The organism is Streptomyces sp. NBC_01314 (assembly GCF_041435215.1).
In the GTDB taxonomy this organism is placed as follows: domain Bacteria; phylum Actinomycetota; class Actinomycetes; order Streptomycetales; family Streptomycetaceae; genus Streptomyces.
On record NZ_CP108394.1, the window covers coordinates 1,592,314 to 1,613,218 of the forward strand.

The 20,905-nt window shown below is 72.9% G+C and carries 12 protein-coding genes; 7 read left to right on the top strand and 5 right to left on the bottom strand.

All coding sequences use genetic code 11. From position 1 onward, the window contains the following. Positions 1–53: 53 nt before the first annotated feature. The 3 genes from OG622_RS07090 to OG622_RS07100 all read right to left on the bottom strand — a co-directional run bounded on the left by OG622_RS07090 (position 54) and on the right by OG622_RS07100 (position 3,099). Positions 54–1,532 carry an MFS transporter gene (locus tag OG622_RS07090; RefSeq protein WP_371574155.1) on the bottom strand — a complete coding sequence of 493 codons (1,479 nt, stop codon included), beginning with the start codon at positions 1,530–1,532 and terminating at the stop codon, positions 54–56. Beyond that, on the bottom strand, positions 1,529–2,725 hold the full coding sequence (locus OG622_RS07095) for a radical SAM protein (protein ID WP_371574156.1): 1,197 nt from the start codon (positions 2,723–2,725) through the stop codon (positions 1,529–1,531). Before OG622_RS07095 ends, OG622_RS07090 begins: the two co-directional genes overlap by 4 nt. A 104-nt stretch (positions 2,726–2,829) precedes the next feature. Continuing rightward, on the bottom strand, positions 2,830–3,099 hold the full coding sequence (locus tag OG622_RS07100) for a hypothetical protein (RefSeq protein ID WP_371574157.1): 270 nt from the start codon (positions 3,097–3,099) through the stop codon (positions 2,830–2,832). Positions 3,100–3,413: 314 nt separating this feature from the next. On the opposite strand from OG622_RS07100, the gene OG622_RS07105 reads away from it, so the two are divergent. Further along, positions 3,414–4,652 (top strand): cytochrome P450, encoded by a 1,239-nt coding sequence (locus OG622_RS07105; protein ID WP_371574158.1) that lies wholly within the window; start codon positions 3,414–3,416, stop codon positions 4,650–4,652. Between the two features lie 224 nt (positions 4,653–4,876). On the opposite strand, the gene OG622_RS07110 is transcribed toward OG622_RS07105, so the two are convergent. Both OG622_RS07110 and OG622_RS07115 read right to left on the bottom strand, forming a co-directional pair. Continuing rightward, positions 4,877–6,772, bottom strand: coding sequence for a ThiF family adenylyltransferase (locus OG622_RS07110; protein WP_371574159.1), 1,896 nt, complete (start codon positions 6,770–6,772; stop codon positions 4,877–4,879). A gap of 105 nt (positions 6,773–6,877) precedes the next feature. Then, complete coding sequence (locus tag OG622_RS07115; protein ID WP_371574160.1) at positions 6,878–7,735, bottom strand: LuxR C-terminal-related transcriptional regulator; 858 nt, start codon at positions 7,733–7,735, stop codon at positions 6,878–6,880. Between the two features lie 1,049 nt (positions 7,736–8,784). On the opposite strand from OG622_RS07115, the gene OG622_RS07120 reads away from it, so the two are divergent. Genes OG622_RS07120 through OG622_RS07145 form a run of 6 tightly spaced genes read left to right on the top strand, consistent with a single transcriptional unit; the run spans position 8,785 to position 20,864 of the window. Further along, positions 8,785–9,057 carry an acyl carrier protein gene (locus tag OG622_RS07120; RefSeq protein WP_371574161.1) on the top strand — a complete coding sequence of 91 codons (273 nt, stop codon included), beginning with the start codon at positions 8,785–8,787 and terminating at the stop codon, positions 9,055–9,057. Further along, on the top strand, positions 9,054–9,548 hold the full coding sequence (locus tag OG622_RS07125; protein WP_371574162.1) for a 3-hydroxyacyl-ACP dehydratase FabZ family protein: 495 nt from the start codon (positions 9,054–9,056) through the stop codon (positions 9,546–9,548). Before OG622_RS07120 ends, OG622_RS07125 begins: the two co-directional genes overlap by 4 nt. A 29-nt stretch (positions 9,549–9,577) precedes the next feature. After that, the gene (locus tag OG622_RS07130) at positions 9,578–10,687 is read left to right on the top strand and encodes a beta-ketoacyl synthase N-terminal-like domain-containing protein (RefSeq protein WP_371574163.1); all 1,110 of its coding nucleotides are present in this window, start codon (positions 9,578–9,580) and stop codon (positions 10,685–10,687) included. After that, positions 10,684–11,229 carry a coronafacic acid synthetase gene (locus tag OG622_RS07135; RefSeq protein WP_371574164.1) on the top strand — a complete coding sequence of 182 codons (546 nt, stop codon included), beginning with the start codon at positions 10,684–10,686 and terminating at the stop codon, positions 11,227–11,229. Before OG622_RS07130 ends, OG622_RS07135 begins: the two co-directional genes overlap by 4 nt. Continuing rightward, the gene (locus OG622_RS07140) at positions 11,226–12,683 is read left to right on the top strand and encodes a class I adenylate-forming enzyme family protein (protein WP_371574165.1); all 1,458 of its coding nucleotides are present in this window, start codon (positions 11,226–11,228) and stop codon (positions 12,681–12,683) included. The genes OG622_RS07135 and OG622_RS07140 overlap by 4 nt, the downstream gene beginning before the upstream one ends. 12 nt (positions 12,684–12,695) lie before the next feature. After that, on the top strand, positions 12,696–20,864 hold the full coding sequence (locus tag OG622_RS07145; protein WP_371574166.1) for an SDR family NAD(P)-dependent oxidoreductase: 8,169 nt from the start codon (positions 12,696–12,698) through the stop codon (positions 20,862–20,864). Positions 20,865–20,905 lie beyond the last annotated feature (41 nt).

The following is a 20,905-nucleotide window of genomic DNA, read 5'->3' on the forward strand; positions in this document are numbered from 1 at the left end:
GGGCGAGGGAGCTCAGTCACCCCTGTCGCGCACCTGCGGACGAGCGACGGGGCTCAGGCCGCGCCGGTGGGCGGGCGGTGGACGGGAACGGGAGGCGAGGCAACCGGGTCCACGGGCCCGGGTTCCGGTCCCGGACCGCTCGGAGCGGCCGGGTCCCCGTGCGCCTCGACCGCCGGCCGGTCGGCAAGGCCGGCGCCGACGGGGTCCGCGGAGTCCGGGGCGCCGGCGGGAGCCTTGAGGCCGGCGGGAGGCTTGGGGCCGGTGGGAGCCGGAAGATCCTTGAGGGCGGGGGGCCGACCGGCGGGTTCGGCGTTCTTCGCGTCGTCCGCCACGGCGTCCAGGCTGGTCTCGCACAGCAGCGGCACCGACGACACCACCGTGACCACCGCCGCGGTTCCGGCCAGGGCCAGCCAGGTGCGGCTCGCACCCAGGGAATCCACGAAGGAGCCCGCCAGGAGCGGTCCGAGGGAAGCGAGACCGGCCATGAGGAGCCCGGTCGCCGTGCTGACCCTGCCGAGCAGGTCGCGGGGTGCGAGCACCAGCATCGCGCGGCCGACGACGATGCCCGCCGGCGGACTGAAGAAGACGACGACGACCAGCACGGGGCCGATCGTCCAGGGGTGCGTGGTACCGGAGAAGACGGCGAGGCCGATCGCCCAGACCGCGCCGATGAGCAGGAACAGCCGGGCGGCCGGGATCCTCTTGATCAGCCATGGCGCCGAGGCGGCGCCCAGCATCGCCCCGACGCCCGCGCAGGCCATCACCGCACCGATCGCCGTCCCGCCGGCGCCGCTCTGCCGCAGGGAGACGACCATGGTCGTCTGTGCCGCCGCCGAGACGATGTTGATGCCCGCGGCGAAGAGCAGTGCGGCCAGCAGCGCCCGCTGGCGCGTCAGCCACCGCAGCCCGGCCGTGAGCCGGTTGTCGCGCTCGCTCTCCGCGATCTCCTGGGGAGGCCGGGCGGTGATCCGCAGCAGCAGCACGGCGGACAGCCCGTAGGAGAGGGCGTCGGCGGCGAACGGCAGGATCGGGTCCAGCGTGAACAGCCAGCCGCCGAGGAAGGGGCCGATGAGCGAACTCGACGCCATGGCGGCCTGACTGCGGCTCAGTGCGTCGGTGAGATCCTTCTCCGGCACCACGTCGCGCACAGCGATCATGGCGGCCGGTGCGAAGAGCGCGGTGGCCGCGCCCTCGACCACGGCCACCGCGAGCAGATGCGCCTGTCCGAGGTCTCCCAGTGCCGAGACCAGCGGAATGCTGGCCAGCGCCACGAGCCGTACCAGATCGGCCCCGACCATGATCATCCGCCGGTCGAGCCGGTCGGCGAGATGGCCCGCCGGCAGGCGCAGCAGCGTCCGGGTCACCAGCGAGCAGGTGGCGACCGTGCCGGCCTGTGCGGCGCTGCCGCCGATGGACAGTACGAGCAGCGGGAAGGCGAGCAGCGACAGCTGGGATCCGAGGGTGGACAGCGTCGAACTGAGCCAGAAGCGGCGGAAGTCGGGGTTGGTGCGCAGGATGCCGGCGCCCTTCATCCCAGCCGTCCGACGGCGTCCAGGCAGTCCAGGACGCCGGCGTCGACCCGGTCCTGGAAGACGGCGCGGACAGCCGCCTCCTCGTCGTACTGGTAGTGGTCGTGACAGCTGACCCAGCGGCCTTCCGTCTGTTCGGCGCCGAGATAGCCGTCGGCGATGGTGCCGACCTCCATGCCCGGCTTGCCCGCGGTCTCCCAGCAGCTGGCGAGGACGCCGTCGGCGTTGACGACCGCACCGTAGCGGCCGTCGGTGAAGGAGCAGGCCTGGCAGGGGACATGGGCGCGCGGACGGGCCACCGTGAAGCCGAGTTCCAGGGCGCGGGCGTGCCAGCGGACGAAGTCGTCGACGAGGCCGTTCTCGTGCTGCAGGTTGTTCGCGTAGCCGACGCCGACGTCGCCGACGCGTGCGAAGTGGATGCCGCAGCGGGCCGGATCGAGGTGGGTGCCGAGCCGTTCGACCAGTTCGTCCACGCCGTGCCGGTTCAGGTGCGAGACGTTGACCCGCAGCATCCAGCGCAGGGAGGTCTTCTCGATGGCGCGCGCGATGTTGGAGACGATGACGTCGAAGGTGCCGCCCCCGGAGCGCCGTACCCGGATGGCGTCGTGGTCGGGCCGGTCGCCGTCGAAGGTCACCTGTACGGAGCCGAGGCCCGCCGCGTTGAGCTCCTTGGCGATCAGCGGTGTGAGCAGCGTGCCGTTGGACGTCATCGACGCGGTGAGGGCGCCCAGCTTCCCGGCCCTGGTGAGCAGGTCGCGGCAGCCCCGCGGGTTGAGCAGCGGCTCGCCGCCGAACAGCAGCAGCGACAGCCGGTCCATACCCGCCGCGGCCATGCGCTCGCGGGTGAAGTCCAGCACCTGCCCCACGGCTTCGGGGGTCAGGCGGGCGTGACGTATCCGCGGCGGCCGGCTGCCGCCCTTCGGGTCCTGCGCGGTGTTCTGGAAGCAGTAGCCACAGCCGAGGTTGCAGTCCGTGCTCGTCAGCACGGTCAGCGAGTACGAGGTGTAGGGCTGTATGTCGTACAGCCCCGCCTCCCGCAGATAGCGTTCGGCCGAGGGCCGCAGGGTGCCGTCCGGCTCCACCTGGCCGGGCCGCATCAGGGCGTATCCGCCCGCGCCCAGGAACCACCACCCCCTGTCGGCACGGATCAGACGGGCCCCGGCGGTGGGGACGGCGACGGACTGTGTACCGGGCACGGCAACCTCCGGGGCGGGGGCGGGAGATGGACGGGGGCGCGGCCCGGCCGCGGTGGCGTCGTGCGCCACCGCGGCCGACAAGGACCGGCCCGGTGATGACCCGATCAGGCGCTCTGCTCCTGGTGGACGCCGCACCACGGGGTGTCCTCGCCCTCCTCGGAGTGCGCGATCACCTCGGGCTCGTCGACGGACTCCTGGTGTATCCCGCACCAGGCGACGTTGGACGCTGCGTGCGCGACCACCTCGGGCTCGTCGACCGACTCCTGGTGCACACCGCACCAGGCCGGGTTCGACGCGGCGTGCGCGACGACCTCGGGAGTCTCCTCCGCGGGGGTCTCGGTGGTCTCCTCGTTGGGCTCGACGTTCTCGGCCATGATGGTCCTCCATACGACGGGCGTTCGGGACGACGGACGGCAGCACTGCGCCGACCGGCAGGAAGCTAGGAGCAGGGGGTTCGGCACCGGTTCACCGCCGGTTGGCCCGCGGTGAATCCTCCTGGTGGGCGCGCCGGCGCCGCCCGCGGTGCCGTACCGGGACCGCGGCACGGGCGAGGCCGTCGTGCGGTGCTCCGGGTGGTACGGCGGGGCGCGGAGGCATACCGGAATCGCACCGGGCGCGAACCGGCGGGCAACCGGCCGTTCCTACGGTGACCGCCGCACACCCCGCGACCGCGAGAGGACGCCTCCGTATGGACACCGAGCCCGCCGTCACGGCCGCACCGGCAGGACAGCAGCGGCTGCCGGAGCCCCTCGGGGCCGAGTTCCTGGCCCGGCCGGACAAGACGCTGGCCGAGATCCGGGAGACCTGTCCCGTGGCCCGGATCAGGACGCCCGCCGGACGGCCGGCGTGGCTGGTGACCCGCGCCGAGGACGTACGGGCCGGATTCCTGGACCCCCGCCTCTCCTTGAGCGGCGGCCGCGTACCCGACCCCGGCGTGCGCCGGCGCGCCCTGGACGTGACGCTGGTCAACTACGACCCGCCCGACCACACGCGGATCCGCCGCCTGGCGACGCCTGCCCTCACCCCGGCACGCATGGCCGCCCACCGGGAACGCATCGAACAGGCCGCCGGTGAACTCCTCGACGCGGCCGACGCGGCCCGCGGGCAGGGACCGGTGGAGCTGATGGACGCCTTCGCGCGCCCGTTCGCCTTCCGGTCGCTGTGCGAGGTCTTCGAGGTGCGGGAGGAGGAGCGGGCCGCACTGTACGAACCGGTGGCGCGCCTCGCGGACAAGGCGGGCTGTACCGCCGGCGCCGTCGAGGAGAGCGTGGCCCGTATCGACGCCTTCGTCCGCGGCGAGATGGCCCGCCGCGCCACCGCGCCGGGGGACGACGTCGTCTCCCGCGTCCTCGCGGCATGGCACGAACAGGGCGGTGCGACCGAGGACGAGGTCGCCTCCCTCCTGGCGATGCTGCTGCTGGCCGGCTTCGACAGCACGGTGCAGGCGATCGGCATGAGCGTGGTGGCGCTGCTGGGCCACCACGACGTGCAGGACTCCCTGCGGGACGAGCCGTGGCGCATTCCGCGCGCGGTGGACGAGTTGCTGCGCTGGGACACCCCGGGCCCTTTCAGCACCAAGAGGGTGGCGCTGGAGGACGTCCGGTTCGGGGACACGGTCATTCCGGCGGGCAGCGGTGTCCTGCTCTCCGTGGCGGCGGCCAATCACGACCCGCGATGCCACGCCGACCCCGGAACCCTGGACCCGGGCCGCAGTACCGCGGGCCGCCACCTGACCTTCGGTCTGGGTCCGCACTACTGTCCCGGATCGGCGCTGGCCCGCCTGGAACTCACGGTGGCCCTGACCGGCATCCTCGGCCGCTGGCGCCGGCTGAAGCCGGCGGTTCCGCTGAACGAACTGGCGTGGGGCGGCGGTTACCTGCACCGGCGTCTGGCCGCGCTGCCCGTCCTGCCCTGCGGGCCGGCATGAGGGGGTGGGTACGCGAGTCGCAGCGACCGAACAAGGCGAAGGCGTGGGTGGCGCGGCTGATGCGCTGCGACTCTCAGGTGGGCTGATGCGCGGCTCCCGGTAGGGCGGGGCCGGCCGTCGGTCAACGGGTCAGGGCAGCGGCGCGAGCGGCGGCGGGGCCCCGGGCCGCCAGTGGGCGGCCCGGGTCCCCACCGTGTCCCGGCTGGGGCCCGACGGGCATCGGGCTACTCGGCCCACCGCACGGAGGCCTCGACCGGACAGCGCGTGACCTGGTGCAGCGGTGTGGTCGTGGCCCGTCCAGTGCGCAGGACCGCCAGAATCTCGTTGTCCCCGTCGGAGCCGAGTCCGGCCGATGGGCGGCCGAGCTCGCCCCGCAGCGGCTGGGCCGCGTATCCGGCCTCGGTCAGGGTGAGCCAGATGTGCATCAGCGTGGCTCCCGCTTCCAGGCGGTCGGCGACGGTCCTGCGCGGACCGCGCAGGACGAGCACGGCTCCGCAGTTGCGCAGCCTCCGTGCCTGTCCGCTCGCCGCCGCCGAGCCCAGCGGACGGGCCAACACGTGCGGTACCGCGTCGCTGTGAAGGGCGCGGGCGAGAGCCCCGGTCGCACCCGAGCGGTCGAGCAGGTCGCTCGGGCCCCCGAAGGAACGGCGGCCGCTCCCCGTCCGCGCCCGTTCGCGCAGCCAGGCCCGGAGTTCGACGTCCCGCGCCGGATCGGCGGCCATGGCCGAGTCGAGCTCCGTCCGGGCGAGCCGGGCGAGGGCGGTGGGCCCGGTGACCGTGTCCAGGGTGAGGTTCCGCTCGGCGCACAGCAGCTCGATCCGCTTCGCCGTGGCCTGGTCGAGAGGGGTGCGCAGCAGGTCCTCGCGATGGGTGGCACGCAGGCCGAGCGCTCCCTGCCGGGGAAGGATGTCGTCACGGAGGCGGTCGCAGTGGAACCGGCCGACGGATTCGAGCGCGCCGCCCTGGTCGGCCGGCCGGGTTTCCCACTCACCGTGCGCCAGGTAGGTCATGGAACCCAGCGCACAGCCGAGGCTCTCCGCCCAGCCCAGCGGGTGCCGGTCGGCGGCGGGCCAGCGCTCCGGGTCGGGTGCCAGCCGGACCGTGCGGTCGTCGAGCAGCTCGAACCGCCACGGCTGTGCGTTGTAGGCGGAAGGGGCGAGCCGGGCGCCGCCGAGCACCGTGGCGAGCCGCTCGGGCAGCGGGCGCGGCGGCTGCGGCGCGGCCTCCCGCGGGCGCGGACCGCGCCGGGCCGCGGCGCGTAGCGCCCGACGGGTCTTGACGAGCTCCACCGGCATCCGCGCCCGGTGCATCAGGGCGGCCGGGCGGGACATGACCGCGGCGTGCACGTCCATGGTGACGACGTGCCGCGTTCTGCGGTTCATCAGCAGGTCCACGACCGTCCTGGTGGTCAGTGTGGCGAGACCGAGGACGCAGTAGCCGATCTGCGGCCAGGTGCCCCCGTTGGCGAACCGGTCGGCCTGGATGGGCAGAAAGTCGCTGGGGACATGGGTTCTGCCGGTCCACCGCATCGATTCCCAGAGGCGGTTCTCGCGGTGCGCCTCGGCGCTCGCCCTGCCGTAGAACGGCACCGGATTGCGCCGGTAGTCGAAGACGTACAGGGTCGGCTTCCCGCCGAAGTCCATGCCCGCCAGGACGGGGATGCCGCGCCGGGCCGCCCGCTCGTGCAGCTGGTACTTGACCCAGGCCGACATCGTCGGGTCGATTCCGTCGAAGACGATGTGGGCGCCGTCGAGCGCCTCGTCGAGGTTCTCCAGGGTCAGCCCCTGGGGATAGACGGTCACGTCGGCCGACGGGTTGAGGGCGCGCACGCGGTCGGCGATCGCCTCGGGCTTGGAGCGGCCCACATCGGCCTGTGCGCAGGCCTGCCGGTTCAGGTTCGAGACGTCGAAGCGGTCGGGGTCGGCGAGGCGGAAGCGCAGCACGCCGAGCCGGGTCAGTGGCTCGACCACCCCGCCACCGCCGCCGCACCCCGCGACCAGCACGGTCGCGGCACGTAACGCCGCCTGCTCCCGTTCGCTGATGATGTCGGCGTTGCGGCTCACGGCCTCGGCCCCGGCCGCCACCACGTCGATGTCCGCCCGGTGGGTGTCAGTGTCCATGACCGGCTCCGTTCGTTCGGCGCTCGCCGTGGGCCCCTGCCGCGACGGCGGCGGCGCGAGGCCCCGTACGGCGGTGGCGGGAGGTGGCTCGGGGATGTGTCCGGCTCATGCGCGTTCCTGTTCCGGGTGGCTGTCGCCGTCGGCGAGCACGGGTGCGGGCCGTCGCGCCTCGGTGAGGTCGTCGGACCGGCGGGGAACGCGCACCCGGGTGCGCTCCACCGACACGGGGGCCGCTGCCGCGTAGGCGGACGTCCCGACCTGGAACCGTGCCATGTACTGGGGCCTGACCCGGGGCGGCCAGCAGTGCGGGACGAGGATGTCCAGCGCGTAGGCGCGGGCGACGAGCGCGGAGCGGTTGGGTGCCTTCAGCTTCTTCAGCATCGCGCTGATGTGGTACTCGACACCGTGGCTGCTGAGGCCGAGCCGAGAGGCCAGCTGCTGGGTGGATAACCCGGCGGCCACCCCTTCCAGAACGCGGCCGGGCACCTCGGTGAGCGCCGCGGGCGCCGCGGCCAGCGCGAGCGGGGGGCTGTGGACGGTGTCCGGGACGATGAGCGCGACCGCGGCGCACTCGGTGCAGTACACATGCAGGACGCTGTTCAGCGCGATGCCCGTGACCAGGCAGTCCCTGTCCCTGAGGTTCCCGTCCACGAGCGTCGTGGGGATGCTGAAGTCACCGTGCCGCCCCGTGACGAGCTGGGAGAAGTGTTCCTGGAGGCTCGCCCCGGCCGTCGGGTGGAAGAACCGCGACAGGGGCACCCCCCGCACCTCGGAGGGCATGAGCCCGAACTGCTCGCAGAACGTGTCGTTGGCCTCCACGACCCGGAGTTCGACGTCGAGATGGACGATGCCCAGTGTCGCGGCGAGGGCCGAGGGGATGTCGGGTGCCGGCAGGTCCCCGGGTTTCGCCGTGGGGGGCGCTGGGTCCAGGTCCAGGGTCGTGACCTTGGGCAGGGTGGACAAGGCAGTACCTCTTTCGGGGGGTGGCCGGAAGAGACCCGGGTGCGCCGCGTTCGGCCGGCGCCGGTGGACCGCCCGGTACGGGGGTGTCCTCGTCTCTTCCGTCGTGTGGGGAATCGGGGCCGGGTGGGGAGACCGGTGGTACGCCGGGCTGTCGGCCCGTCCGAACGTCGTTCTGTGATCCCCGTTCGCGTCCGTCGGACGAGGGTGGGGTGGGGATGAGAGTGGGGGGTGGGGTAGGAGTGGGGGAAAGCCGTCTGACCGCCGTGGGGGCGGCGCAGTCATGCGAGGTCTCCTGGTGGTACGGGGGGGGTGTCCGCCGCGCAGTACCGCGGTGTCGCAGCCGTGGGCCCGTCGGAGGTCCGGGTCTGCGGCACCTGGGCCGCGGGGGCTCCGGTGACAAACGCTTTCGGGCAGGGCGGACGGAACCGTGCCGACGCTGGTGTGTCGCTAGGGGGGTGAAATGGCTGTGTCTCTCCTGCCCGGAGGGCCGTCGCAGGGCGGCCGGGAACAGCGTCGAGCGAGGCCGTGGTGCCGCCCGACGGGTGATGCCGGATCAGTTTGCCTTGTTGGAGCGGCACTTGGTCAAGGGTGTCACTGTGCACCGCGACACGTACCGATTGGTATGCCACTGTGGCGCGTGTGCTGCGTGGCTTTCCTGCGCGTCCTCGGCGCGCCGAGGACGCGCAGGAAAGCCATGACGGAACGGGTCGGCGGCGCGCCGGCGGACTGCTCGCGGCGACTTTCATAAACCCACCGGTAGCAAATCCGCATTTTTTCAGGAACCCGAAAGCCGCCCGGCCCGACGCGGAGCGACGGTCCGATTTGGGCTGTTTTGCCGACAGGGACTAAGGGTTTCCGTAGTCGCCGCCCGCTACTTGAAGCTTGTAAGGTCGCACCGTTCTCACCGGAGAGGTCAGTTTTCCGATCGCTCGCATGTTCTTTCATTCATGCCGTCACGAGCGACCTGAGCCCGGCTTTTACCGGTGGAGTGCGGGCGTCGGCCACGCCGTTTCCCAGCCCGCCCCGGTCGGCAATCCTGGAGACTACTCGTGAGTATTGAGGCAACCGTCAAGAGAATCCTGGTCGACGATCTGTTCGTGAGTGTTCCACAAGCCGAGATCGGCCTCGACGACGGCCTTCGGGACGTCCTCGGTCTCGACTCGCTCGGATTCACCGAACTCCGCGCCCAGTGCGAATATGCCTTCGACATAACGATCCCGGACGAGGACTTCGTACCGGAGAACTTCTCCACGGTGCGGGACCTGACACTGCTGGTGAAACGCCTCGGCGCGCCGGTCCCGGACGGAGCCGGCAGCCGATGACCGAGATGACCGACGTCAAGGAGCGCCAGCCGAGGACCATGGGGTTCACGGAACTCAAGAGCTGGCTGCGGCACCGCCACCCGATGGTGTACCTCGACCGAATTCTGGACTACGAACCCGGCGAATACGTAAAGAGCCTCATGGCCGTCTCCGGCCAGACGGACGCCATCTCCGGCCACTTCCCCGAACGCGCCATCTTTCCGGCCAGCCATATGATGCAGGCGATCGCCCAGTCGGCGATCATTCTGGCCCAGCTGTCCACCTCGCCGCTGGCCGACGACGAAATCACCCTGATCGGGTCGGTCAAAGCCAGATTCACCCATGTCGTCGTTCCCGGTGACCAAATCGTCTTCAACACGACCTGTGAGAGCCTTCGTGGGAATTTCCTCACTTTCGCCTGCCGGGCGGAGGTTTCCGGCAAACCGGTCGCCATGACCCGGGGCAGCTTGGTACGCACCAAGGTCACCGACCTGGGTGAGCAACTGTGGTGAACCCCGATTCCCGGATCTGGGTCACGGGAATGGCGTGGACCACAGCCCTGGGGTCGGCGCTGGACCCCGTATGGGAATTACTTCTCGACGATGCCTCCGGAATCACCGACGTCGTCTCCCCATTGCCGCTGCGTAACGCCGACGCGGCCGTCGTGCCCGGCGTTCCGCTGGACTCCCCCGCGTCGCACCGCCAGCACGAACTGACGCGCACCACGCTGTCCAGGGCGTTGGCGGACGCGGGGATCGAGCCGGACGACCCGGCGCTCGTGCCGGTCCTCGGGACCAGTTACGGCGCTCACCTCGACCAGGCGGAAACCGCTTCCCTCTCCCAGTGGTCGGCAGCGGCAGCGGGAGACGCCGGACTGACGGCGGAACCCGTGACGGTCACCACCGCCTGCTCCGCGGGATCCGACGCGATCCTGACCGGTCTCGCCCTTCTCCAGGAAGGCGCCGCGGAGTTGTGCGTGTGCGGTGGGGCGGATGTGCTCACCCTCGGCAAGCGGCTGGGGCATTCACGTCTGGGCACCATGTCCCCCGACGGGCTGCGCGCCTTCGACACGCGGCACAACGGCACGGTTCTCGGTGAGGGCGCGGCCTTCCTGGTCCTCGAGCCCGCGGCGCGGGCGCGTGCCCGGGGCGCCCGCCCGCGCGGAGTCCTCGCCGGCGCGGCATCGTCGAACGACGCGGCCAGCGCCGTCGCCCCCGACCCGTCCGGCGCGAACGTCGTCCTCGCCGTCGAACGCGCCCTGCGTACAGCCCACATCACCCCGGCGGACGTCTCCGTCGTCAACGCACACGGCTCCGGAACACCGGTGAACGACGACGTGGAAGCCCGGGCCTACGCCCGCCTGTTCGCCGAAGTACCCAGTCCACCGGTCGTGTTCGCGACCAAGGGGGCGTTCGGGCACACCCTCGGCGCGACCGGCGCCATTGAGGCGGTCGCCGTGCTCCAGGCCCTCGCCACGTCGATGGCACCCCCCGTCCACGGCCTCCGGGAACCGATCCCGCAGCTCGGGCTACCGGTTCCGGCCAGACAGCCCATGAAGATCGACCAGGGGTACGGAATCAGCGTGACGCTCGGCTTCGGCGGCTTCAACACCTGCCTCGTCCTGCAGGGGCCGGGGAGCGCGACGCCATGAACGCACTCGCCGACCCGCACACGTACGGCATGAAAGCCGTCGGCGAAGGTGTCGCCGTCGCAGCCGACCTGTCCGCCGCGCCGAAGCGGAAGGCATCCCTCTACGCGGACCCCCTCTCCTGGCTCGTCCTCGACGCCGTGGAGCAGGCGCTCGGCGCCTGCGGCGGGGACTTCACACCGTCGGACGCGTCGGTGAAGGAGGCCGTGGGACACATCGCCGTGAGCGATCAGTGCACCACACACACCATGCGGCAACTGGCCGAGGCGATTCCGGCAGGCCGTATCTCGCCGCTGCGCTTCTCCGGGGCCAATCCGGGCTCGATCTGCAGCCTCCCCTCCCAGCTTCTCGGATTCAGCGGACCCACCATGACCCTGTCGATGCCCCCGGACAAGGGCCTGCCACCCGCGATGGCCGTGGCCCGGGCCTGGCTGCGCCAGGGCTCCGCGACCCATGTGATCGTGACGGCCCACCGGGCCGACGCGTCGGGTCACCGCGTCACCAGCACGCTCCTCACCCCGGACGCGACGGCAGGACTGATGTGAAGACCGTTGGCACCCTCGAGGCGAGCGCCGTACAGCACTTCCTCCACCACCTCGTCCAGGCCGACCGGCCCGAGGCGCGGCTCCCGACGCTCGACTTCGTGGTGGACGAACTGCGCGCGCTCGGCGTCGAGCCCGGACGGACCGTCATGGTGGCGATGCCGAACGGCGGGGCGTTCACCGCCGTGGTGCTGGCCCTGCTGGCCCACGGCGCGGTTCCGGCGCTCCTGCCGCCGTCGGCTCCGCCGTCCAGGATCGAACGGATGGCCAGGGCCCTCGGAGCGGACGCCATCGTGGCACCGCGCATCCCGGCCGAGCTGCTGAACGGCGAAGCCCCGCACCTCATCGGCGGGATCGCCCAGTTCGCGACGCTGCCCGGCGCGGACAGCCACTCCCACCACCCCGGCGAGATCATCCTCCTCACCTCCGGCACCTCGGGTGTGTTCAGCGGCTGTCTGCACCACGTGGACTCGCTGCTCCGCAACGCGGCCCGCCACGTGGGGTCGATCGGGCAGACCGCCGACGACACCGTCCTGATCAACCTCCCCACGCACTACTCGTACGCGTTCGTCGCCCAGTTGCTCGGGACCCTCGTCTCCGGGGGCAGAGCGGTGATCGCGGGCCCGCCGTTCACCCCGGTGAGCTACCGGCGGACCATCGAGGAGTACGAGGTCACAGTGTCCTCGCTGACGCCGGCGCTGGTCGAGACATGGCGCCGGACGGGCCGCCCGCTTCCGGCACCCTTACGTCGGCTCACCGTCGGTGGTGACGCGTTCGGTGCCTCGTCCGTGGCGGACCTGCTGGCGCACAACCCCAACCTGGAGCTCTACCTCACCTACGGCCTCACCGAGGCGGGTCCCCGCGTGTCCACGCTGGCCGCCCACCTGGAGCCGCCCCGGCGCCACACCTCGGTGGGGCTCCCGCTTCCCGGTGTGGAGGTCCGCCTGCGCACGGAGAGCCCGGAGGACCGGGTCGGCGAGCTGGTCGTCGAAACCGACACGGCGATGCTCCGCAGAGTCGGGCGTCGGGAGCCGAGCACACAGCCCGACGGCGGCGGGCCGACGACCGGTGACACCGGGACCCCGATCGGCTCACCGGGCCCCGTGAGGACCGCGATCGGCACCGGCGACCTCTTCGAGATGGACGACGAGGGCTATCTCTTCTTCCGCGGCCGACGGCCGAGTTATGTCATCAGCCGCGGCGAGAAGGTCTCGCTGCGGTCGGTCTGCGAGATAGCCGAGACGCTCCCCGGCGTACGGGGAGCACAGGCGTGGACCCACGAGAACGACGCGGGTGAGGTCGTCTTCACCCTCGACGTCTACTGCGCGGACGACTCCGTCGACGACCAGGAGATCCGGCGGCGGCTCGCGAAGGTCCTGCTCCGCAGCGAGCAGCCGGCCCGTGTGCTGGTCCACCCGGCCGCCCACCTGGGCTGGCGCAAGTCCGTTGCCAAGTAGCGAAGGCTGACCATGGAACTGCAGAACCCACCCCTGGTTGTCTCGGGGGATTCCCCTCAAGCGCTCGCGGCCGAGGCCGACCGGCTCCGCGAGAGGGTCGAGGCGACCCCGGACGAGGCGCTGCCGGACCTGGGACACCGTCTGCTGACGACGGCTCACGCCGACCACCGCGGCGCGGTCCTCGCGACGGACCGGGACGGACTCCTGCGCGGACTCACCGCTCTGGCCCAGGGCCGCCCCACCCGGGGCGTCCTCACCGGAACCGCGGGCACGGCCCGGCGACCGGTCCTCGTCTTCCCCGGCCAGGGCGCCGTCCAACCCGGCATGGCGACGGAACTGCTCTCCTCCTCGCCCGAGTTCAGGGACCGTGTCGAGAGCTACGGAAGGGCGCTGTCCGTCCGTCTGGACGGCTGGGACCCGGCCGCCGCGCTCGCCTCCGGAGAGGAACTCACCCGGCTCGGCACCATCCAGCCGGTCCAGTTCGCCCTGTCCTCGGCCCTCGCGGACTCCTGGCGCGCCCACGGGCTCAAGGAGGCGGCGGTCGTCGGACACTCCGTCGGCGAGATCGCCGCCGCCCACGCCTGCGGAGCGCTGGACTCCGAGGACGCCGCCCGGCTGCTCGTGCTGTACGGCACGGCCCTGACCCGTATCGAGGGCCGGGGGGCCATGGCGTCGATCGCCGCGCCCGTCGACAGGATCGGCCCGCTGATCGAGCGGTGGAGCGGCCGGCTCGGTGTCGCGGCCGTCAACAGCGCCCGGAACGTGACGGTCAGCGGTGACATCGACGCCCTGGAGGAGCTCCTCGCGGAGCTCACCGAGCAGGGGATCTGGGCCTGGAAGGTGCCCGGCATCGACGTCGCCGGCCACTCGCCCCAGGTGGACGGGTTACGGGAGCTGATGGCCGAGGAGGCACCGCACGCGTCGTCCGGCCCGTCGCGCGCCTCGTTCTACTCCACCGCCACGGGTACGCGGCTCGACGGCACAAGCCTGACCGGCGACCACTGGTACCGGTCGATGCGCGGCACCGTCCTGTTCGAGCAGGCCGTACGCGCGCTCATCGACGACGGCCACCGGCTCTTCATCGAGGTGAGCGCCCATCCCACGCTCACCACGGTCATCGGCGAGACCCTTCGGGCAGCGGGCGTCACCGGCGCGGTCATCCCCACACTGGACCACCGCAAGAGCGACAGGAAAAGCTTCCTGCAGGCGCTCACCCACGCGTTCGTCAACGGGGTGCCGGTCAGCTGGGAGACGGCGTACGAACGGGTCGTCAGTCGGCCCCGGGTGACGGTGACGCACACGGACGCGGAGCCGACGACGGAGGCGGACGAGGGCCGGCAGCGGCGGACTCCGGGCACCGAGCCCGCCGGTCTGCTCGACACCACCGCCCTCCGGGACGCCTCGCCGGACAGACAGCGCGAGACACTCGTCGACCTGATCGCCACGGAGACCGGCAGGGTGCTGGGGCACGGCTTCGCCGCGGGCACCCAGACCTTCCTGGAGATCGGATTCACCTCGCTCGGCGTGGTCGAGCTGACCGCCGCCCTCGCGGCGGCCACCGGCCTCGACCTGCCGACCACCCTCGTCTTCGACCACCCCTCACCGGCGGCGCTCGCCGAGCACCTGCGGCACGAACTCGGCCTCGCGTCCGAGGACCCGGCGACCGCAGTGGCCGACGCGCGAACCCGCCGCACCCGTCGCGGCCCGTCGGACGAACCGATCGCGATCGTCGGCATCGGGTGCCGCTACCCGGGCGGGGTGACCGACGCGGAATCCCTGTGGGACCTGGTGGCGGCCGGGCGCGACGTGATCGGCGAGCACCCCTCCGACCGGGGCTGGGACACGGACGGCCTGTACGACCCCACCCCTGGGGAACTGGGGAAGATCTCCTCCCGCAACGGCGGCTTCCTGTACGACGCCGCGGACTTCGACGCGGGCTTCTTCGGGCTCTCGCCGCGTGAGGCGACCGCGATGGAACCGCAGCAGCGGCTGCTGCTCGAAGTGTCGTGGGAGGCGATCGAGCACGCCGGTATCGACCCCGACACCCTGCGCGGCACGAGCACCGGGGTCTTCGCCGGGGTGATCTCCCAGGAGTACGGCCCCCGCCTCCACCAGGCCTCCGACGACGTGGCCGGCCATGCCTTCATGGGCACCGCGCTGAGTGTCGCCTCGGGCCGGGTCGCGTACACCCTGGGGCTCGAAGGGCCCGCGATCACCCTCGACACCGCCTGCTCCTCCTCCCTCGTGGCGATCCACCAGGCCTGCCAGGCACTGCGCGACGACGACTGCGAACTGGCGCTGGCCGGCGGGGCGACCGTGATGTCCGGCCCCGGTGTGCTCGTCGATTTCTCCCGGCAGCGGGTCCTCTCCCCCGACGGCCGCTGCAAGGCCTTCTCCGCGTCCGCCGACGGCATCGGCCTGGCCGAAGGCGTCGGCATGGTGGTGCTGGAACGCCTGTCGGACGCCAGGGCCAACGGCCACCCCGTCCTGGCCGTGATCCGGGGCAGCGCGGTCAACCAGGACGGCGCCTCCAACGGCCTGTCCGCGCCCAGCGGTTCCGCACAGCAGCGGGTGATCCGGCACGCCCTGGCCAACGCCGGGCTGACGCCGCAGGACATCGACGTGATCGAGGCCCACGGCACCGGAACCCGCCTCGGCGACCCCATCGAGGCCCACGCGCTGCTGGCCACCTACGGACGCGAGCGGCCCGAGGAACGACCGGTGCTGCTGGGGTCGGTGAAGTCCAACATCGGCCACACGCAGGCCGCCGCGGGCGTGGCGGGCCTGATCAAGCTGGTGATGGCCTTCCGCCACGGGCAACTGCCCCGCAGCATCCACATCGACGCGCCCTCCCCCCACATCAACTGGTCCTCCGGCGCCGTCCGGCTGCTCACCGAACAGCAGGACTGGCCGGACGCCGACCACCGCCCCCGGCGCGCCGCCGTGTCCTCCTTCGGGGTCTCGGGCACCAACAGCCATCTCATCCTGGAACAGGCACCCGACTCCGCGGACCTCGCCGACCTCGCTTCCGAGCGCCGCGCCGACCCGTCGACCGAGGTGATGTGGACCGTCTCGGCGAAGACCGGGACGGCGCTGCGGGCCCAGGCCGCCCGACTGCGCCGCCACCTCGTCGACCGGCCCGACCTCGACCCCGTGGACGTGGCGCACGCGCTGGCCACCAGCCGCAGCAGGTTCGCCCACCGGGCCGTCGCCCGGGGACACTCGCGCGACGAACTCCTCGAAGCTCTGGGCGCGTTGGGCGACCAGCGGGACCACCCCGGCCTGGTCCAGGGCGTGGTACCCGCCTCGGGCCCCGGGAAGGTCGTGTTCGTCTTCCCGGGCCAGGGCTCGCAGTGGCCCGGCATGGGCATGGAGCTGTACGACGCGTACCCCGTCCACCGTCAGGCCCTCGACCGCGCCGACGAGGCGCTGCGGCCGTACACGGGATGGTCGGTCGTGGACGTGCTGCGCGGCGCGCCGGGCGCGCCCGCCCTCGACCGGGTCGACGTCGTCCAGCCCGCGCTGTTCGCGGTGATGACCTCGCTCGCCCGCCTCTGGCAGTCCTTCGGTGTCGTCCCGGACGCCGTCGTGGGGCACTCCCAGGGCGAGATCGCCGCCGCCCACATCGCCGGTGCCCTCACCCTGCCCGACGCCGCCCGGCTGGTCGCCCTGCGAGCCCAGGCCCTGGTGGAGCTGTCCGGCACCGGCGCCATGGCCACCGTCGGTCTGAGCGCCGACCGGGCCGGGGAACTGCTCGCCGCGTACGACGGCCGGATCGGCGTCGCCGCCGTGAACAGTCCCGCCTCCACCGTCGTCGCCGGCGACACCGACGCCGTGACCGACCTGCTGCGCCACTGCGAGGCCGAGGGCATACGGGCCCGGCGCATCGACGTCGACTACGCCAGCCACTCCCGGCACATCGACCCCCTCCGCGACGGCCTCCTCGAACGGCTCGCCGACGTCACCCCCCGGCCCAGCACCGTCGCCTTCCACAGCACGGTCGACGGCCACCTCCAGGACGGCCCGCTCGACGGCGGCTCACTGGACGCGGCGTACTGGTACAGCAACCTCCGCGACACCGTCCGCCTCACCGACACCCTCCGGTCGCTGGCCGGGCTGGGCCACCGGACCTTCCTGGAGTGCAGCCCGCACCCGGTCCTCGTGCCGCCGATCGAGGAGACCCTCGACACCGCCGCGCTCGTCACCGGCACCCTCCACCGCGCCAAGCCCCAGACCGGCACCCTCGCCGCCGCCCGGGCACGTCTGCACGCCCACGGCCACGGCCACGCCCTGGACCGAAACTCCGAACACCCGACGGCCGGTCATGTCGACCTGCCCACGTATCCCTTCGAGCACCGCCGCCACTGGCTCACCGCCGCGCCGCCCGCGGACGTGGCGACGGCGGGGCAGCGCACCTCCGAGCACCCGCTGCTGGGCGCGGTGATCGATCTCCCCGACGGCGAGGGACTGCTGCTGACCGGCCGGGTCGGCCTGGACACCCAGCCCTGGCTCGCCGACCACGCGGCCACCGGAGTCGTCCTCGTCCCCGGCACCGCCTACGTCGACATGGCGCTGCACGCGGCCCGTCTGGCGGGCAACCCCCACATCGCCGAACTGACCCTCCACGCCCCGATGGTGCTGACCGAGCAGGACGCCCTGGACCTGCAGCTGCGGATCGGGCCGGCCGACGAGCACGGCCACCGGCCGCTGACCCTGCACGCCCGCACCCACGGTACGGACGACACCGACCCGCCCGCCTGGACCCTGCACGCCACAGGCCGGCTGAGCGAGGAACCGTCCGGGCCGCCCCCTGAGACCGGCCCCTCCTCCTGGCCGCCCGCCGACGCCGACCCGGTCGACCTGGCCGCCCTGCGCGCCGGTCTCGCCGCGGCCGGCTACGACTACGGCCCGGCCTTCGGCGGCCTGCGCACCGCCTGGCGCCGGGGCGAGCACTTCTACGCCGAGGTCCACCTGCCCGAGGGCCTGGCGGCCACCGGCCACGTCCTGCACCCGGCGCTGCTCGACGCCGCGCTGCACCCCGTCGCCGTACCCGACACCGCGGCCGACCCGGCGGACGGACGGACCGGGCCGAGGCTGCCCTTCACATTCGGCGGCATCACCCACACCGGGACCGCCACGACACGGCTGCGCGTCCAGCTGCGCCTCGTCAAGCCCGACACCGTCGCCGTGGCCGCCACCGACGATACGGGCGCCCCCGTCCTGACCGTCGAGGCGCTCACCCTGCGGGCCACCGCCGGTGACCATCTGCGCCGCCTGCTGCGCACCGGCCCCGAGCACGACCTGCTGCGCCTGGACTGGACCGCGCTGCCCGGCGACCCGGTCGGCGCCCGCGACACCGGTACGTGGGCACTGCTCGACCCGGGCCCTGAACTTGCCGCCGCCTTCGGCGACTTGCCCCGCTACGCCGGCCTGTCCGCGCTGACCGCGGCCGTCGACGCGGGGGCCACGCCGCCCGAGACCGTCGTCTGGACGCTGCCCGCACCGGACCCGGCCGGCACGAAGGACCTGCCCGACGCCGTACGCGCCCGGTGCCAGGAGATCCTGGACCTCCTCCAGACCTGGCTCGCCCACGACAAGCTCACCCGGACCGTGCTGGCGGTCGTCACCCGGGGCGCCGTCGCCACCGGCACCCACGACCTGCCGAGCCTGGTCCACGGCCCGGCGTGGGGCCTGCTGCACAGCGCCCAGAACGAGAACCCGGGCCGGATCGTCCTGATCGACACCGACCGCCACCCCGACACCCCGGCCGCGCTGTCGGCCGTACTGGCCGCCGGTCACCCGCAGTCGGCCGTCCGGGGCGGGCAGGCGTACATTCCCCATCTGGCGCGCACCGCCACGGCCGAGCTGCTGACACCGCCCGCCGACACGCCCCTGTGGCGGCTGGACACCACCGGCGGCGGCGGGCTCGACGACCTCGCCCTGCTCCCGGCCCCCGAGGCCGACGCCCCGCTGCGGCCCGGCCAGGTCCGCGTCGACGTACGGGCCGCCGGCGTCAACTTCTACGACACCGCCGCCGCCCTCGGTCTCATCGCCGTCCAGCACGACTCCGGGGCCGAGGCCGCCGGTGTCGTCACCGAGGCCGGGCCGGGCGTGGACCTCGCCGTGGGGGACCGGGTCGCCGTCCTGACGGAGAAGGCCTTCGGCCCGGTCGTCGTGGCCGACCACCGCATGGTGACCCGGATCGCCGACGACTGGTCCTTCGCCGAGGCCGCCGGTGTGCCCGTGGCCTTCGTCACCGCCTACCACGCCCTCGTGGACCTCGCCGGGATCCGGCCCGGCGAGACGGTCCTGATCCACGCCGCCGCCGGTGGCGTCGGCCAGGCAGCCACCCAACTCGCCCGTCATCTGGGCGCGGTGCCCCTCGCCACCGCCCACCCCGACAAGTGGGACACCCTGCGCGGCCTCGGCTATGCCGAGGAGCACATCGCGGGCTCCCGCACGCTCGACTTCGCCGAACGCTTCCGGGAGGTCACCGGCGGGCGCGGCGTGGACGTCGTGCTCAACGCCCTGGCGGGCCCGTTCACCGACGCGTCACTGGATCTCGTGGCCGCCGGGGGCCGGTTCATCGAGCTGGGCAAGACCGACATCCGGGACGCCGGGCAGCTGGCCGCCACCCACCCGCACCTCGCCTACCGGGCCTTCGACCGGCGCGACAGCGCGAGCCCCGAACGCACCGAGGAGATCCTCGCCGAGCTGCGCCGCCTGTTCGACGGCGGAGTGCTGACGCCGCTGCCGGTCACGGCCTACGGGATCGGGCAGGCCGCCGACGCCTTCCGGCTGATGCGGGACGCCCGCCACACCGGCAAGATCGTGCTCACCCTGCCCCGCCCCCTGGACCCCGACGGCACCGTCCTGATCACCGGCGGCACCGGCACCCTCGGCGGACTGCTCGCCCGGCACCTCGTCACCGCGCACGGCGCCCGCCACCTGCTGCTGGCCAGCAGGAGCGGACCGGAATCGGCCGAAGCCGACCGGCTCAGCGCCGAACTGACCGGACTCGGCGCACAGGTGACGATCGCCGCCTGCGACACCGCCGACCCGGACGCGCTGCGCGGCCTCCTCGACTCGATACCGTCCGAACATCCGCTCACCGGGGTGTTCCACACGGCGGGCGTCCTCGCGGACGGCACCGTGCCCAACCTGACCCCCGACGACCTGCAGCGGGTGTTCGCCCCGAAGGTCGACGCCGCCTGGCATCTGCACGAGCGGACCCGCCATCTCGACCTGGCCGCCTTCGTCCTGTACTCCTCGACCGCCGGCACCCTCGGCAACCCGGGCCAGGGCAACTACGCGGCCGCCAACACCTTCCTCGACGCCCTCGCCCGCCACCGCCGTCGCCAGGGCCTGGCCGCCACCTCGGTCGCCTGGGGCTGGTGGCAGCCGGTCACCGGCCTCACCGGCGCCCTCACCGACGCCGACAACACCCGCATCGCGCGGACCGGCCTCGCGCCCATCACCGCCGAGTACGGCCACGCCCTGCTCGACGCCGCCCTGGAACTGCCGTACGCGGCGGTCACCGCGACCCCCCTCAACCAGCAGACACTGCGCAGCAACAGCGCCTACGGCACGCTGCACCCCCTGCTGGAGCGGCTGACCGCCGCGGCCGGGACCCGCCGGGCGGCCACCGTGTCCGCACCGGCCCCCGATCTGCGGACCGACCTCGCCGATCTCGGGCCCGACGCCAGGCTGCGGCGGCTGCAGTCCCTCATCGGCACACACGCGGCCGCCGTCCTCGGCCTCGACGCGGCCACGCCCCTGGCACCGGACCAGCCGTTCAGGGAGTCCGGCTTCGACTCGCTCACGGCACTGGAGCTCCGCAACCGGCTGACCACCGCCACCGGGCTCCAGCTGCCCGCGACCCTCACCTACGACCATCCGACCCCGGTCTCGCTGGCCGGCCACCTCGACGGAGAACTCTTCCCCGACGCCGGTGACGACGGGGCCCGGGCGCCGGAGGACACCCGGATCCAGGAGGCCATCGCCGCCATCCCGCTCGCGCGCCTGCGCGAACTCGGTCTGCTCGAAACCCTCCTGCAGATCGCGGGGATCGAGACGGCCCCCGGCGACCACCACGACGGCATCAAGGACATCGAGGACATCAGGACGGCGAGCCTCGACGAACTCGTCGCGATGGCGTTCTCCGCGGAGGACGCCGAATGACGCCCCGACCGCAGAACGGACCCACCCGTACCGAATCCTCG